Source organism: Streptococcus sp. 27098_8_148 (assembly GCF_041432105.1).
GTDB classification, from domain to species: Bacteria; Bacillota; Bacilli; order Lactobacillales; family Streptococcaceae; genus Streptococcus; species Streptococcus parasanguinis_AE.
The window spans coordinates 15,470-30,541 of record NZ_JAPVYY010000004.1; the positions used below are offsets into that span (position 1 = coordinate 15,470).

At 42.3% G+C, this 15,072-nt stretch carries 13 protein-coding genes; 10 read left to right on the forward strand and 3 right to left on the reverse strand.

Translation table 11 applies throughout. From position 1 onward, the window contains the following. Positions 1-7: 7 nt before the first annotated feature. From O3646_RS04260 to O3646_RS04270, 3 genes are all read left to right on the forward strand, one after another. Positions 8-1,312 carry a response regulator transcription factor gene (locus O3646_RS04260; protein ID WP_024055441.1) on the forward strand — a complete coding sequence of 435 codons (1,305 nt, stop codon included), beginning with the start codon at positions 8-10 and terminating at the stop codon, positions 1,310-1,312. A 197-nt stretch (positions 1,313-1,509) separates the two neighbouring features. Then, on the forward strand, positions 1,510-2,103 hold the full coding sequence (locus O3646_RS04265; RefSeq protein WP_129824435.1) for a TetR/AcrR family transcriptional regulator: 594 nt from the start codon (positions 1,510-1,512) through the stop codon (positions 2,101-2,103). Then, positions 2,103-2,666 (forward strand): NAD(P)H-dependent oxidoreductase, encoded by a 564-nt coding sequence (locus O3646_RS04270; protein ID WP_129824436.1) that lies wholly within the window; start codon positions 2,103-2,105, stop codon positions 2,664-2,666. The genes O3646_RS04265 and O3646_RS04270 overlap by 1 nt, the downstream gene beginning before the upstream one ends. Before the next feature lie 86 nt (positions 2,667-2,752). Here O3646_RS04270 and O3646_RS04275 read toward each other — a convergent pair whose 3' ends face one another. Together O3646_RS04275 and O3646_RS04280 are read right to left on the reverse strand one after the other, a co-directional pair. Next, positions 2,753-3,607, reverse strand: coding sequence for a putative RNA methyltransferase (locus O3646_RS04275; protein WP_129824437.1), 855 nt, complete (start codon positions 3,605-3,607; stop codon positions 2,753-2,755). 107 nt (positions 3,608-3,714) lie between these two features. After that, positions 3,715-4,023, reverse strand: a complete 309-nt coding sequence (locus tag O3646_RS04280; protein WP_129824438.1) for a YciI family protein — start codon at positions 4,021-4,023, stop codon at positions 3,715-3,717. Positions 4,024-4,110: 87 nt separating this feature from the next. On the opposite strand from O3646_RS04280, the gene O3646_RS04285 reads away from it, so the two are divergent. From O3646_RS04285 to O3646_RS04305, 5 genes are all read left to right on the forward strand, one after another. Continuing rightward, on the forward strand, positions 4,111-4,428 hold the full coding sequence (locus O3646_RS04285; RefSeq protein WP_129824439.1) for a helix-turn-helix domain-containing protein: 318 nt from the start codon (positions 4,111-4,113) through the stop codon (positions 4,426-4,428). Positions 4,429-4,550: 122 nt separating this feature from the next. Further along, entirely contained in the window at positions 4,551-5,417 is an 867-nt protein-coding gene (locus tag O3646_RS04290; RefSeq protein WP_129824440.1) for an ABC transporter ATP-binding protein, read from the forward strand. Next, on the forward strand, positions 5,417-6,259 hold the full coding sequence (locus tag O3646_RS04295) for an ABC transporter permease (RefSeq protein ID WP_129824441.1): 843 nt from the start codon (positions 5,417-5,419) through the stop codon (positions 6,257-6,259). The genes O3646_RS04290 and O3646_RS04295 overlap by 1 nt, the downstream gene beginning before the upstream one ends. 18 nt (positions 6,260-6,277) lie before the next feature. After that, positions 6,278-6,733 carry a LytTR family DNA-binding domain-containing protein gene (locus O3646_RS04300; RefSeq protein ID WP_049513831.1) on the forward strand — a complete coding sequence of 152 codons (456 nt, stop codon included), beginning with the start codon at positions 6,278-6,280 and terminating at the stop codon, positions 6,731-6,733. Positions 6,734-6,742: 9 nt separating this feature from the next. Beyond that, positions 6,743-7,156 (forward strand): DUF3021 domain-containing protein, encoded by a 414-nt coding sequence (locus tag O3646_RS04305; RefSeq protein ID WP_070505316.1) that lies wholly within the window; start codon positions 6,743-6,745, stop codon positions 7,154-7,156. A gap of 62 nt (positions 7,157-7,218) precedes the next feature. Here the strand turns inward: O3646_RS04305 and tyrS are convergent, their stop codons facing one another. Next, the gene (gene tyrS / locus O3646_RS04310; protein WP_003004779.1) at positions 7,219-8,475 is read right to left on the reverse strand and encodes a tyrosine--tRNA ligase; all 1,257 of its coding nucleotides are present in this window, start codon (positions 8,473-8,475) and stop codon (positions 7,219-7,221) included. A 182-nt stretch (positions 8,476-8,657) separates the two neighbouring features. On the opposite strand from tyrS, the gene pbp1b reads away from it, so the two are divergent. Both pbp1b and rpoB read left to right on the forward strand, forming a co-directional pair. Then, positions 8,658-11,114: a penicillin-binding protein PBP1B gene (gene pbp1b, locus O3646_RS04315; protein WP_193764879.1), complete on the forward strand. Its 2,457-nt coding sequence runs from the start codon at positions 8,658-8,660 to the stop codon at positions 11,112-11,114. A 351-nt stretch (positions 11,115-11,465) separates the two neighbouring features. Further along, positions 11,466-15,035, forward strand: coding sequence for a DNA-directed RNA polymerase subunit beta (rpoB, locus tag O3646_RS04320; protein ID WP_014712771.1), 3,570 nt, complete (start codon positions 11,466-11,468; stop codon positions 15,033-15,035). The last annotated feature ends 37 nt before the right edge of the window (positions 15,036-15,072 follow it).

Consider the following 15,072-nt stretch of genomic DNA (forward strand, 5'->3'; position numbering starts at 1 on the left):
AGACAGAATGTACAAAGTCTTATTAGTAGACGATGAGTATATGATTACAGAAGGGTTAAAAAAATTAATCCCCTTTGACCACTGGAATATGGAAGTGGTCGCAACTGCAGAAGATGCAGACCAGGCCCTTGATTATGTGCGAGAGTATCCGGTAGATGTGGTGATCACGGATGTCAATATGCCTGGGAAAACTGGACTTCAGATGATTGCTGAGATGAAGGATTTGATCCCAGATGCTGCCTTTATCATTATGTCAGGCTATCAGGATTTTGAATACGTCAAGACAGCTCTCAATTTGCGCGTGGCAGACTACCTGCTCAAACCTGTCAATAAGGTGGAGATGGGCAATATCCTAGAAAAAATTCAGCATAAAATCCAGCAACCAAGCCAAGAGTTGGCCGACCGTTTGATTCACGATGATATCTCTGAGGAAGAGTTTTGTCGCTATATCGCAGGTCGGAACTCATTGTGGATTGGAGTCGCTAAGGAGAAAAAAGGCTTTATCAGCTCGTCTTATCAAGTTCTTGGGCAAAATCTTCAACTCTTTATCTCGGATCAGGAAGAAGAAGCCATGATTGAGAAGGCCTTTGAACCTCCGTATAAGGAGCACTTTCATCAATTTAAGGATCTAGTGGAGCGGAGCCTCTTTTATGGGGCGACCCCTCTCAATCAAGATGAAGAAGTCTTCCATTACTACGAGCCGGCCTATCGGGTGATCATGCAAGGAAATATCCAACAGATCTTAGAAGAACTGGACTGGTTAGAAAAAATGATCCTTGAGAAGACACCTAAGGTCTCACTGACCAAGCAGCTCTTTATCCAATTTTTGATGGATGTCTTTCATTTGTTTGAATACCTGCAAGGTGATAATTTAGCTGATGTAGTCAAGAAAGTCCAAGAAACTGCCACTTTTAGCGAGATGATTGGTTTTATCCAGGAAGAGTTGTCCCGTTTCTTATCCCACTATCGGATGAATGAAAATGTAGCGAGTGTCCTCCAAGTGATTAGCCGTGATTACCAAAAAGAGCTGTCACTCAAGGACATCAGTCAGGGTCTCTTTATCAATCCAGTCTATTTGGGCCAATTGATTAAACGAGAAACCAATGCGACTTTCGCAGAACTCCTCAATAAACAGCGGATCAAGGCTGCCCAGCAGCTCCTCTTATCGACCAATGATAGTATTGAAGATATCTGCTACAAGGTCGGTTACAGTAATGTTGGCTATTTCTACAAGGTTTTTCGCAAACTCTGTGGAAAATCGCCTAAAACTTATCGCTTACAAGTCATGACAGAGCATACAGAAGATGAGTAAAAGGCTGAGACAAATCGTCTCAGCCTTTTAATTGAAGATAAAATCTTCTTAGAAACTTTCCTTAGGAGAGTACATAACAGAAGGTTAGGGACTCTAAAGCTAAGTTTTGAGTATTTTTTTATTTGACAAAAATAAGTAGACGGTGTATACTTTATAAAAAGTAGACAACGTATACTTCGATAAGGGAAGGTGGTCAAATGAAACGGAATACGGAAGAACTGAAAGAAAAGTTAATTTCGGTCGGCATTGAAGAAATCAGAACTAACGGGATTGACCGGATGTCTATGCGTACAATAGCTCAAAAATGTGGGGTGACTCATGGAGCTCCCTATAAGCATTTTGGAAGTAAAGATAGATATATTCAAGTTGTTATGGAACACTTATCAATGTTCTTTTTGAAAAATATGATACTTGGAATTGATACTTCCATAGATGCAATAACTCAACTAACTCTGATGGGCTGTAACTTTGTAAGGTTTGCCCAAGAGGAAACCTATCTATTTGAAGCATTATTTATCAAATTTCCATATAACTATATGGAGTTGTTCCAGGAAACTATTTCAGTCAACTCCTCTTTACCAGGATTTGAACATTTTAAGTCGGTAGCGTTAAGACTTAAAGATGAGGAAAATCTTTCTAGTGGTGACGCAGAAATTTTGATCCATTTTTGGAGTTTTATTGCTGGTTTGGCTCTATTGGTAAGGAGTCCTGTTGGAGAAAGCTTTAAAGAAAATGATGTTCAAAAGACCGTCAGAACGATGCTTGATATTTATATAAAAGGAGATAGCTGATGAATGTTTTAATAATCTATTCACATCCGAATGAAACAAGTTATAATGCATCAATCCTTCAAACTGTGCAAAAGCATTTAGCACCAGAGCATAGAGTTAAAATAGTAGACTTATATAAAGAAAACTTTGATCCGGTTTTACGTTTTGATGAAAGGCATAAAAGGAGAGATTTACAGCATAATGAAGATATGAAACCATATAGAGATTTATTGAGTTGGGCGGATCAGTTGATTTTTATTTTCCCTACTTGGTGGAGTGGAATGCCAGCTATTTTAAAAGGTTTTATTGATCGTGTTTTTGTTGCAGGTTTTGCTTATCAGAATGGACCTCGAGGTCCGGTGGGGCAACTAGATGGAAAAGCGTGGATCATTACGACGCATAATACGCCAAAAATTTTTCTTCCTTTTTCTCAAGACTACGCAAAGGTTCTAAAATCTCAAATCTTGAAACCCTGTGGTATTAAACCGGTTAAAATGACACAAGTTACACGAGTGGAGTATATGAGTGATCGTCAACGGAAAGAAGAACTCGAAAAAATCGTACAGATAGCCAAAAGGATATAAAAACGTGCGTTACAAGTCATGACAGAGCATACAGAAGATGAGTAAAAAGGCTGAGACGATTTGTCTCAGCCTTTTTACTTTGTATTTTAAGTCCTTTGTATCTTGATTTTCCCAACCAGCAGCTCAGCTTCGATGGTGATTTCTGTAAGTTGGCTCCAGTCGATTTTTTCTTGGTCAACGTGAAATAGAAGGGGGGTCATGGCGAGGAACGCCTGGCGTTCTTCAGGAGTTAAACTCTTGGTAAGGCTGACCGTTTCGGATGAGAGGAACTGGCAGTGGTCTTCAAAATGCTCCAAAATTTCCTGGTTGGAGTAAGATTGCTTGGTCAATTGATCTTGGGCCAACTGACGAATTTCTTTTAGATGAGAAGAGGTTGGGACGACCTTAATGATCACCCCTTCTGTCTTTAAGACACGTTCAAATTCAGCGTAATTAGCCGGGGAGAAGATGTCCAAAATGACCTCCATACTCTTAGATTGAATGGGTAAATGAGCCAAATCTCCTACAAACCAATTGACCTTCCAGCTAGCATCACTCTTGGCAGCTAGTTGTACGGATTCCTTTGAAAGATCAAATGCATAGAAAGTAGCTTGGGGATAAGCTTCTTGTAGTTTTCGGGAGTAATAACCTTCTCCGCAACCGATATCTAGAATCTTGCCATCACAAGTCGGAATTTTTTGTCCGATCGCTGTTAGAATCGGCTCATAAAACCCTGCTTCTAAGATCAGCTGGCGATTTTGGAAATTTTCTTTGTCATAGTCCTTTGATTGCTTGATCTGGGGAGCCAGGTTAACATAGCCAAATTTCGCCAAATCAAAGGAATGGGCCTTGGGACATTTAAAACTAGTACCCACAAGTTCTAGGTCCAATTGACAGATGGGACAGGCAAAGGCAGTGGCTGTTTGAAATCGTTGTAATTTTGGTTTGATCGGTGTATTCATATTAGTAGTGTAACAAAAGAGCCTCTAGATAGCAACTGATGCTTTAATGGGACTAAGTCACACTTTTTTAACGGTTCTACGCGGAATTGAGTGGACCTTGAGTTTCTTTATCTAATTTTGTCCACTGGATTGTTCAGGACGGTTTTCAATTCTGGACAATATTTACTTGTCTCAAATTCAATGATCTCATATTGAGCAATCTTATTTTGATAGAATGGATCGTGTGCAATGATTTCTTGGACAGCATCTTTATTTTTTGCTCTCATGAGAATGATACCGCCGGTCCTTGGATTTTTTCTTCCAGATGCGATAAAATGACCTTCTGTATAATACTGATTTAAAAAATCTATGTGTTTTTCTAAGAATTTTTCAACTTCATCAAGGGGCTTGATATAGGTAAGATTTACAATAAACATAAGTGACTCCTTTAAAATAAATGATAAATAGATTATAATACTTTACAAACTACCTGAATAGTAGGCACATTTTTGTAAGGAGAAAAAATGTTAACAAATAAAAATTGGAACTGTAGTATGTCTCGAGTCTTAGATGTGGTTGGTGGGAAATGGAGGATGAATATATTATGGGTTATAAACAAGCATAAGAAAGTTCGTTTCAATCAATTGAGAAGAGAAGTTGAAGGGATTACAACTATCAGTTTGACACGTGGATTAGATGTTTTAATAGAGCTCCAATTGATTGAGAAATATGATTATGAGTCTCTGCCTCTTCATACAGGATATGAGCTGACAGAAAAAGGGAAATCACTGATGCCGATTTTAAAGGACTTGAATCAATGGGGAAAAGAATGGTTGCATTAAATTTTCTTCTTTTTGTCACTTTCATCTTGCCACTTAGGTTCTCATTTTGACCGCTTATCCCAAAAGGCCGTTTTTTAAACGGCTTTTTTGCTAGACTGATATTGTCAAAAAGGAGAGAGAACATGATATTACAAGCTAAAAACATCAGTAAACGGTATGGAAATCATCTAGCGGTTGATCATATTCACCTACAGTTTGAAAAGGGAACGTTTAATGCGATTCTAGGACCAAATGGGGCGGGGAAATCAACGACGATTTCCATGTTGATTGGTTTGAAACAACCAACGCAAGGCGACATTATTTATGAACCCGGTACTAAAATTGGTGTGGTCTTCCAAACCAGTGTTTTAGATGAGATGCTGACGGTTAGGGAAAATCTGACCATTCGTGCCAGACAGTACAAAGGCCTAAAACCAAATCGTGTGTCTGATCTTATTGATCGACTAGGCCTGTCAGCTTTCCAAAAGCAGAAATATGGGACGCTTTCAGGCGGCCAAAAGCGTCGGGTTGACATTGCGCGTGCTCTACTGCACGGCCCAGATCTTCTGTTCTTAGATGAGCCAACGACAGGTTTAGACATTCAAACCCGGAAGTCTATTTGGGATTTGCTCTATCAATTGCAGAGAGAAGAGGGAATGACTGTTGTATTGACCACACATTATCTTGACGAAGCAGATGAAGCTGATCAAATTTATATTGTAGACCATGGGAAAGTGATTGCTCAAGGATCGGCACTAGATATTAAAAGCCAGTATGCTACTAATATCTTAAAGATTCGTTTCAAGGAGAGACAGCAGATAGAAAGTCTCAAATCTTCGGGAATGTCAGTAGAGCAACAAAGTCAATTGGAGTATGTTCTTCAACCCGAGAGTGAAAGGGAAGCCATTGATTACCTGGTACAAGTTAGAGATAAATTAGCCCATTTTGAGTTTCGTCCAGGGACTATGGATGATGCCTTTATTGCACTAACAGGAAGGGAGGTTCGCTAATGCTAGCCTTACTAAAGCGAAATTTTTTATTGTATTTTAGGAATCGTTCAGGTGTTTTCTTCTCCTTGTTGGGAGCCTTGATTTCCTTTATTCTCTATATTATTTTTCTTCAAAAAAATCTAACAGATGCCTGGGCTCAGCTTCCCAATAGTGCTCCTATGTTAAATAATTGGTTAATGAGTGGGACGCTGGCTGTGACAGGGATTACGACAAGTCTGGCTGCCCTGACTCAGTTAGTAAAGGACCGTGAACATCAAGTAGATCAGGATCTTTATTTATCGGATCAAGGAAAGTGGCGGTTAGCATTTTCGTATCTAACGAGTGCAATCATCATTTCTTTTTCCATGCAGATCCTTATGTATGTGCTGATGTGTGGCTATTTTAGAGAAGTTCCAACCTTATCTCTATTACCTGAAGTGCTCCTCATTATGCTCCTTAGTAGCCTACTTTCTAGCTTAGTGAACGTCATTTTTGTTTATTTTTTCCAATCAGTAGACAGTCTTGGGAAGTTTTCGACCATAGTGGGTACAGCTTCTGGTTTTTTGGTAGGGACTTATGTTCCTTTGGGGGTTCTACCTAATTTTGCTCAACTACTAATGAAATGTACCCCAGCTACTTATATTGCTGCACTTTATCGACAAGTCCTCATGAAAGAAGCATTAAGTGAGACCTTTAAAGGTCAAGATAAGCTTCTTCAAGAGTTTCAAGAAAAAATGGGTGTTCAGCTCAAATGGCAAACTTTATTGACAAAGGAACAAACATACCTTATAGTGTTAGGAGGTATTCTTCTAGCTTTGGGGATTTGGATTTCCTTGGCAAAAAGATCGAGTAAAAGAAAGTAAGTGAGAATTGGAGTAGGAATGAAGATTCGTTTTGAGGAAAAACAAGATATCCCAGAAAACGACCCCTGTGTGGTCATTCAAGCCAAGCAATTATCTGATCAAGCACGAGAGGTGATGGAGTATCTCGAACAATTTTCGACAGTGAATCAAGTAGTGATCCCTATCAAAACAGATGATCATTTGATCATGGTGAAAATTGATGACATTATTCTAGCTGAGATTGATAAGAATCAGCTCACCATTTATACGACAGACAAAACGTTCACCATCAGAGATACTTTGATAAATTTTCAACATCGGATTAATCGTCGTAATTTTTTACAGATATCACGCCACGCTGTGATGAATATCGACCATTTAGAATCGCTATCGGATAGTTTTTCAGGCAATATGATGGCTAAACTGACACGTGGAGTAAAATCAAGTGTCAGTCGGAAATATGTCAAATCCTTGATGGATTATTTAGGGGTATAGGAGAAAGTGATGAAACGAGTTATAGCTTATTTTGTATCTGGTATGAGGACAGGATCCTTCTTTTATTTGTGTTTGGTGTTATTATCCCATGTCTATACCAACATCGTCTATCCCGCTGTAAATGTCCGCAACATCCTAGCGATATTTTTGATGAGTGGGACAATGGGCATCTTGACCTTCATTCTTGAGGAAGAAGAGTTTTTGACCTATAGTTTGCGTGTGGCTTTGCATTTAGTTGTGACAGCTGCCATCTTAGCATTAACCTACTTGTTTTTTGGCTGGGGGACAGCCTTACGGAGCCCGATTCCTTGGTTGATCTTTCTAGCCATTTACGGCCTGATCTGGCTGTACCAGATTTGGCAACTCCATAAAAAAACTCAACGAATCAACCAAGCTTTGTTGCATCGCAGAAAAGGGAAATAGTCTCAGAAAAAAGTGTATAAGAAAACCACGAAGTTCATACGAAACTTCGTGGTTTTACTTTCTTAATAAGTCAAAACAAAGTATTTTTTCTTACCGCGACGGATAACGGTCAATTCATTTTCTAATTTATCGCTATCGCTCAAGACATAGTCAAGGTCTTGGATGCGTTCGCCATTGACGTAGATCGCTCCATTTTGAACATCTTCGCGGGCTTGGCGTTTAGAATTCACTACACCAGCTGTGACCAAGAGTTCTACAATGTTGAGGTTGTCTTCTGCTTGGACCTGGTAGTTTGGCACACCACGAAGGCCTTGTTTGAGTTCTTTGACAGAAAGGTTTTTGATGTTTCCTGCAAAGAGTTGTTCCGTGATGTTGAGGGCTTCCTTGTAAGCTTCTTCACCGTGAACGAGGGTGACCACTTCACGCGCCAAGATCTTTTGAGCCAAACGTTCATGAGGAGCAGCCTCAAACTGCTTACGGATCTCTTCGATCTCGTCCAGTGACAAGAAAGTGAAGATCTTCAAGAAGCGCACAGCGTCGGCGTCCATCACATTCATCCAGAATTGGTACATTTCGTATGGAGATGTTTTGTCTGCATTGAGCCAGACGGCATTGCCTTCTGATTTACCGAATTTCTTACCAGTTGCATCTGTGATCAAAGGCACAGTCATAACATGACCAGTTTTATCTGCCTTACGACGCATCAACTCAGTACCAGCTGTCATGTTTCCCCATTGGTCAGATCCACCGATTTGAAGGGTGACATTGTGTTCTTGGTTGAGGACGTAGAAGTCGTAGCCTTGCATGATTTGGTAGGCAAACTCTGTGTAAGAAATCCCTGTCTCAATCCGTTTTTTAACAGATTCTTTACTCATCATAGCATTGACCGTAAAGTATTTTCCAACATCTCGAAGGAAGTCAATAAAGCTAATGCTTCCGAACCAATCGTAGTTGTTGACCATTTCGGCTTTGTTGTCACCATTTTCAAAATCGAGGAAACGAGACAATTGCCCTTGAATGGAGCGAACCCATTCTTGAACAGTTTCTTTTGTTTGGAGACTACGCTCAGCATCTTTGAAGGACGGATCTCCAATGAGACCAGTCGCACCGCCAACGAGCGCGTAAGGTTTGTGGCCTGCTAGTTGAAGGCGACGGCTCGTTAAGATGGCAACCAAGTGACCAAGGTGAAGGCTGTCAGCAGTTGGATCATAACCAGTATAATAAGAAACCTGACCTTCTTCCAGTGCTTTGCGCAAGGCTTCTTCATCCGTCGTTTGAAATACCAAACCACGCTCTTTTAGCTCATCAAAAATGTGCATGTGTCTTTTCTCCTTTATAAGTTTATTCATTTCTCTATTCTACCATAAACCACGGAAATGGCAATGCTTTCCGTCATTTTCTTGTCCTTACTCAAGAAGATTGAACGAGGATTTCTACGCTCTTGTGATTGAAAACAAAGGGGCTAATCTGCTATAATATAGGGAACAAGGAGAAAGAATCAGTGAATCAATTAAAAGAGAAGCTGCAAGAGTTTTGGAAGAAAGTCCAAAAATTCTTTGCAAAGATGTATACAGAAACTCCGAATAAGGAAAAAAATGAAGAAAGTGGCTGGTCTGTCGGCGATATTTTTGCGACCTTTTTGAGGACGCTCAAACTCTTGTGGGATGTGATGATCGCCTTATTTGTGTGCCTCTTTTTATTTGGCGCAGGGATCGGGATTGGTTATGCAGCAAGCCTCTTTAGCAATGTTAAGGTTCCAAAGACAGAAGAACTAGTCCAGCAGGTTCGCAATGTCAGCAGTGTTTCAAAACTGACCTATTCCGATAAGAGCCTGATTGCAGAAGTGGACAGTGATTTGATCCGCACGCCGGTAGCTGGAGATGCCATTTCCGACAATGTCAAAAAGGCTGTGATCGCTACTGAGGATGAGAACTTTGAAAGCCACAAGGGGGTTGTACCCAAAGCTGTTCTTCGGGCGACGCTTGGATCTGTAGCCGGTGTCGGTTCCTCTAGTGGGGGATCGACCTTAACCCAGCAGTTGATCAAACAGCAAGTCGTAGGAGATGCTCCCACCTTTACTCGTAAGGCGACAGAGATTGTCGATGCTCTAGCTTTAGAGAGGGGAATGGATAAAAACGAAATCCTAACCACCTACTTAAACGTCTCGCCTTTTGGACGAAACAATCGGGGACAAAATATTGCAGGTGTGGAAGCCGCAGCTCAAGGGATCTTTGGCGTCTCTGCGAAAGACTTGTCTGTTCCACAAGCAGCCTTTATCGCTGGCTTGCCACAGAGTCCGATTGTCTACTCACCTTATGCTGCAGACGGAAGCCTAAAGAGCAAGGAGAATCTCGAGTTAGGTTTGGCGCGTGCCAAAGATGTTTTGTTCAATATGTACCGGACGGGAGCCTTATCGAAAAAAGACTACGAAACCTATGCTCAGTACGACTTGACCAAAGACTTCATTGCTCCAGATGGCATCGAGAAAACACCGCATGACTACCTCTACTTCCAAGCAATGGAAGAAGCAAAAGAGGCCATGTATGATTACTTGATCAAGCGAGACAATGTCACCAAGCAAGACCTGAAAAATAATGAAACCGTCAAGGCTTATCAAGAATTAGCTGAGAGTGAGTTGCGCGAAGGTGGTTACACTATCCAAACCACTATTAACAAACCGGTTCACAATGCGATGCAGGCTGCAGTCGCGAATTTTGGAAGCGTCTTGGATGATGGAACGGGACTGGTAGAAGTTGGGAATGTCCTGATGGACAACCGAACGGGTGCTGTTTTAGGATTTATCGGTGGTCGGAATTTTGATGGTAACCAAAACAACCATGCCTTTGATACAGAACGTTCCCCAGGATCTACTATCAAGCCACTGTTGGCCTATGGTATTGCCATCGACCAAGGCTTGATGGGAAGCAATAGCATCCTTTCTAACTACCCGACTAATTTCTCAAGTGGTGAGCCAATCATGCACGTGGATAGCCGAGGGACAGCCATGATGGATCTCCGTGAGGCCCTCAATACCTCATGGAATATTCCAGCTTACTGGACTTACCGGACCCTTCGTGAAAAGGGTGTGGATGTCCCATCCTACATGAAGAAAATGGGCTATGATATCCCTGAATATGGCATTGAGAGTCTGCCAATGGGGGGAGGAATTGAGGTCACTGTTGCCCAACATACCAATGGTTTCCAAACCATTGCTAACAATGGGAACTACCTCAAACGCTACATGGTAGAGCAAATCATTGATCGAGATGGGGATGTAGTATACAAGCACGAGGCAGATCCTGTTCGTGTTTACTCTCCAGCGACGGCAACGATTATGCAGGATCTCTTGCGCGGGGTTATTACGTCTGGTGCTACAACGACCTTTAAGTCACGGATTAGCCAAGTCAATCCAACGCTGGCAGGTGCTGACTGGATTGGAAAAACCGGTACCACTAACTCAAATGGGGATATGTGGCTCATGCTGTCCACCCCTAATGTTTCTTTAGGAGGTTGGATTGGCCATGACAACAATGCTTCTATGCAGACCTTGACTGGATACAACAACAATGCCCAATACATGGCGCAGTTGGCAAATGCGATCTACCAAGCAGATCCAAGTCTCTTCGGAATTCAGGATAAATTCACTCTCGATAAGAGTGTGATCCGCTCTGAAGTGCTCAAATCGACTGGTGAAAGACCGGGTCGCGTCAATGTCAATGGCCGGGATATCGATGTGAGCGGTCAAATGGTGACGAGCCTTTGGGCCAAAAACGGAGCGCCAACCACTCAATACCGCTTTGCCATCGGGGGATCGGATAGCGATTACCAAAGTGCTTGGGCAGCGATTCTCGGTAATAGCAGTGGAAATCAGTCCAATAATAAGAACAATTCGACAACCAATAGTTCATCAAGCAATAGTTCAAATCGAAATAGTTCCAATCGCGGCAATCGACGCTAGTCTGATCCAGTAGAAAAACTAGAGAAAGCCTTGATTTTTGGAGCAAAAAACGATATAATAGTGATAACTAATTTGTCGTGTGCTTTATTTGAAATATTGTCCAAATAAGAGCTTACAGCAGTTAAATCTTACTTGAATAAGTCGATTTAGCTGCTCTTTTTGTGCCTATTTTTCAGGAAAACCCTAGTTTGTTACACAAATTTAATTTTTCTAAAAATTACAAAAAGCGACGAATAAGGTGAAGAGACAGTTCTTCACGTGATGCAAATCACAAAATTGTAGTTAAAACCGGATAGGTGGTAGGAGTGATGTTACCAAGCTATCCTAGTATAGAAAAAGGAGCTAAAAACTTTGGCAGGACATGACGTTCAATACGGGAAACATCGGACCCGTCGTAGTTTTTCAAGAATCAAAGAGGTTCTTGATTTACCAAACTTGATTGAAATCCAGACAGACTCATTCAAAGATTTCTTGGATCATGGCTTGAAGGAAGTATTTGAAGATGTGCTTCCAATCTCAAACTTCACGGATACAATGGAATTGGAATTTGTGGGTTATGAAATCCGCGAACCCAAGTATTCGCTTGAAGAAGCGCGCATTCACGATGCCAGCTACTCAGCACCAATCTTTGTGACCTTCCGTTTGGTCAACAAAGAAACAGGTGAAATCAAGACCCAAGAAGTTTTCTTTGGTGATTTCCCAATCATGACTGAAATGGGAACCTTCATCATCAATGGTGGAGAACGGATTATCGTATCTCAGTTGGTCCGCTCACCAGGTGTCTACTTCAATGATAAGGTGGACAAGAATGGTAAGATTGGCTATGGATCAACAGTTATCCCTAACCGTGGAGCTTGGTTAGAGCTTGAAACTGACTCAAAAGACATCGCCTACACGCGCATCGACCGCACACGTAAAATTCCATTTACAACGCTTGTGCGTGCTCTTGGATTCTCTGGAGATGATGAAATTATCGATATCTTTGGGGACAGCGAATTGGTTCGCAACACCATCGAAAAAGATATTCACAAAAATCCAATGGATTCGCGGACAGATGAAGCCCTCAAAGAAATCTACGAGCGTCTTCGTCCAGGTGAACCAAAAACAGCGGAAAGCTCACGTAGCTTGTTGGTAGCCCGTTTCTTTGATCCACGTCGTTATGACTTGGCACCAGTTGGTCGCTACAAGATCAACAAGAAACTCAATATCAAGAACCGCTTGTTGAATCAAACAATCGCAGAACCATTGGTGGATGCTGAAACAGGAGAAATCCTTGTAGAAGCTGGTACTGTCATGACGCGCGATGTCATCGACAGCATCTCAGAACAATTGGATAATGGTTTGAACAAAATCACTTACATTCCAAATGATGCTGCTGTTTTGACAGAACCGGTTGAATTGCAAAAATTCAAAGTTGTCGCTCCAACAGATCCAGACCGTGTTGTCACCATCATCGGGAATGCGAATCCATCTGACAAAGTACGCATTGTAACTCCAGCAGATATCTTGGCAGAGATGAGCTATTTCTTGAACCTTGCAGAAGGACTTGGCCGTGTAGATGATATCGACCACCTTGGAAACCGTCGGATTCGTGCCGTTGGTGAATTGCTTGCCAATCAAGTGCGTCTTGGACTTTCACGGATGGAACGAAACGTTCGCGAACGGATGTCTGTACAAGATAACGATGTCTTGACACCACAACAAATTATTAACATTCGTCCCGTAACTGCAGCGATCAAAGAATTCTTTGGGTCTTCACAGTTGTCCCAGTTCATGGACCAACACAACCCACTTTCTGAGTTGTCTCACAAACGTCGTTTGTCTGCCTTAGGGCCTGGTGGTTTGACACGTGACCGTGCCGGATATGAAGTGCGTGACGTGCACTATACCCACTATGGTCGTATGTGTCCAATCGAAACACCTGAAGGACCAAACATCGGTTTGATCAACAACTTGTCTTCATACGGACACTTGAACAAATATGGTTTCATCCAAACGCCATACCGGAAAGTGGATCGTGAAAAAGGTGTAGTGACCAACGAAATCGTTTGGTTGACAGCCGATGAAGAAGATGAGTACATCGTCGCGCAGGCCAACTCTAAGTTGAACGAAAAGGGTGGCTTTGCTGAGCCGATCGTTATGGGACGTCACCGTGGTAACAACCAAGAGTTCCCATCTGATCAAGTCGACTACATGGACGTGTCTCCAAAACAAGTAGTTGCCGTTGCGACAGCATGTATTCCTTTCTTGGAAAACGATGACTCCAACCGTGCCCTCATGGGTGCCAACATGCAACGTCAGGCTGTTCCATTGATTGATCCAAAAGCCCCTTATGTGGGTACTGGTATGGAATACCAAGCAGCCCATGACTCAGGTGCTGCAGTTATTGCACAACATGGTGGTAAGGTTACCTATGCAGATGCGGATAAGGTGGAAGTCCGTCGGGAAGATGGTTCTTTGGACGTCTACCATGTTCAAAAATTCCGTCGTTCAAACTCCGGTACAGCTTACAACCAACGTACTCTGGTTAAAGTTGGTGAAACCGTTGAAAAAGGCGACTTTATCGCTGATGGTCCATCGATGGAAAAAGGGGAAATGGCCCTTGGTCAAAACCCAATCGTCGCTTACATGACTTGGGAAGGGTATAACTTCGAGGATGCTGTTATCATGAGCGAACGCTTGGTGAAAGAAGATGTCTACACATCTGTTCACTTGGAAGAATTCGAATCAGAAACACGCGATACCAAGTTAGGCCCTGAAGAAATTACCCGTGAAATTCCAAACGTCGGGGAAGATGCTCTTCGTGACTTGGATGAAACAGGTATTATCCGTATTGGTGCTGAGGTTAAAGAAGGCGATATCCTTGTCGGTAAGGTAACACCGAAAGGTGAAAAAGACCTTTCTGCCGAAGAACGTCTCCTTCACGCTATCTTTGGGGATAAATCTCGTGAAGTGCGTGATACATCACTCCGTGTACCTCACGGTGGAGATGGAGTCGTTCGCGATGTTAAGATCTTTACCCGTGCAAACGGTGATGAATTACAATCTGGTGTCAACATGTTGGTTCGTGTTTACATTGCACAAAAACGCAAGATCCGCGTCGGAGATAAGATGGCCGGTCGTCACGGAAACAAAGGGGTTGTGTCTCGTATTGTTCCAGTTGAAGATATGCCTTACCTTCCAGACGGTACACCGGTTGATATCATGTTGAACCCTCTTGGGGTGCCATCACGTATGAATATCGGTCAGGTTATGGAACTTCACCTTGGTATGGCCGCTCGTAACTTGGGTATTCACATCGCAACACCAGTCTTTGATGGAGCAAGCTCAGAAGATCTCTGGGATACTGTGAAAGAAGCTGGTATGGATAGCGATGCCAAGACGATTCTTTACGATGGACGTACTGGTGAGCCGTTTGACAACCGTGTCTCTGTCGGTGTCATGTACATGATCAAGCTTCACCACATGGTTGATGATAAACTCCATGCCCGTTCAGTCGGACCATACTCAATGGTTACCCAACAACCACTCGGAGGGAAAGCTCAGTTTGGTGGACAACGTTTCGGGGAAATGGAAGTGTGGGCCCTTGAGGCTTATGGTGCATCAAATGTCCTTCAAGAAATCTTGACATACAAGTCAGATGATGTTAACGGACGTTTGAAAGCTTATGAAGCGATTACCAAAGGTAAACCAATTCCAAAACCAGGTGTACCAGAATCCTTCCGCGTTCTTGTCAAAGAATTGCAATCACTTGGTCTTGACATGCGTGTCTTGGACGAAGATGATCAAGAAGTGGAACTTCGTGACCTTGATGAAGGGGAAGACGATGATGTGATTCATGTGGATGACCTTGAAAAAGCACGCGAAAAAGCAGCAAAGGAAGCAAAAGCAGCCTTTGATGCCGAAGAATCAGAAAAATAATCAGTAAAAATGATTGTCCTGTGAGCAACCAATGCTT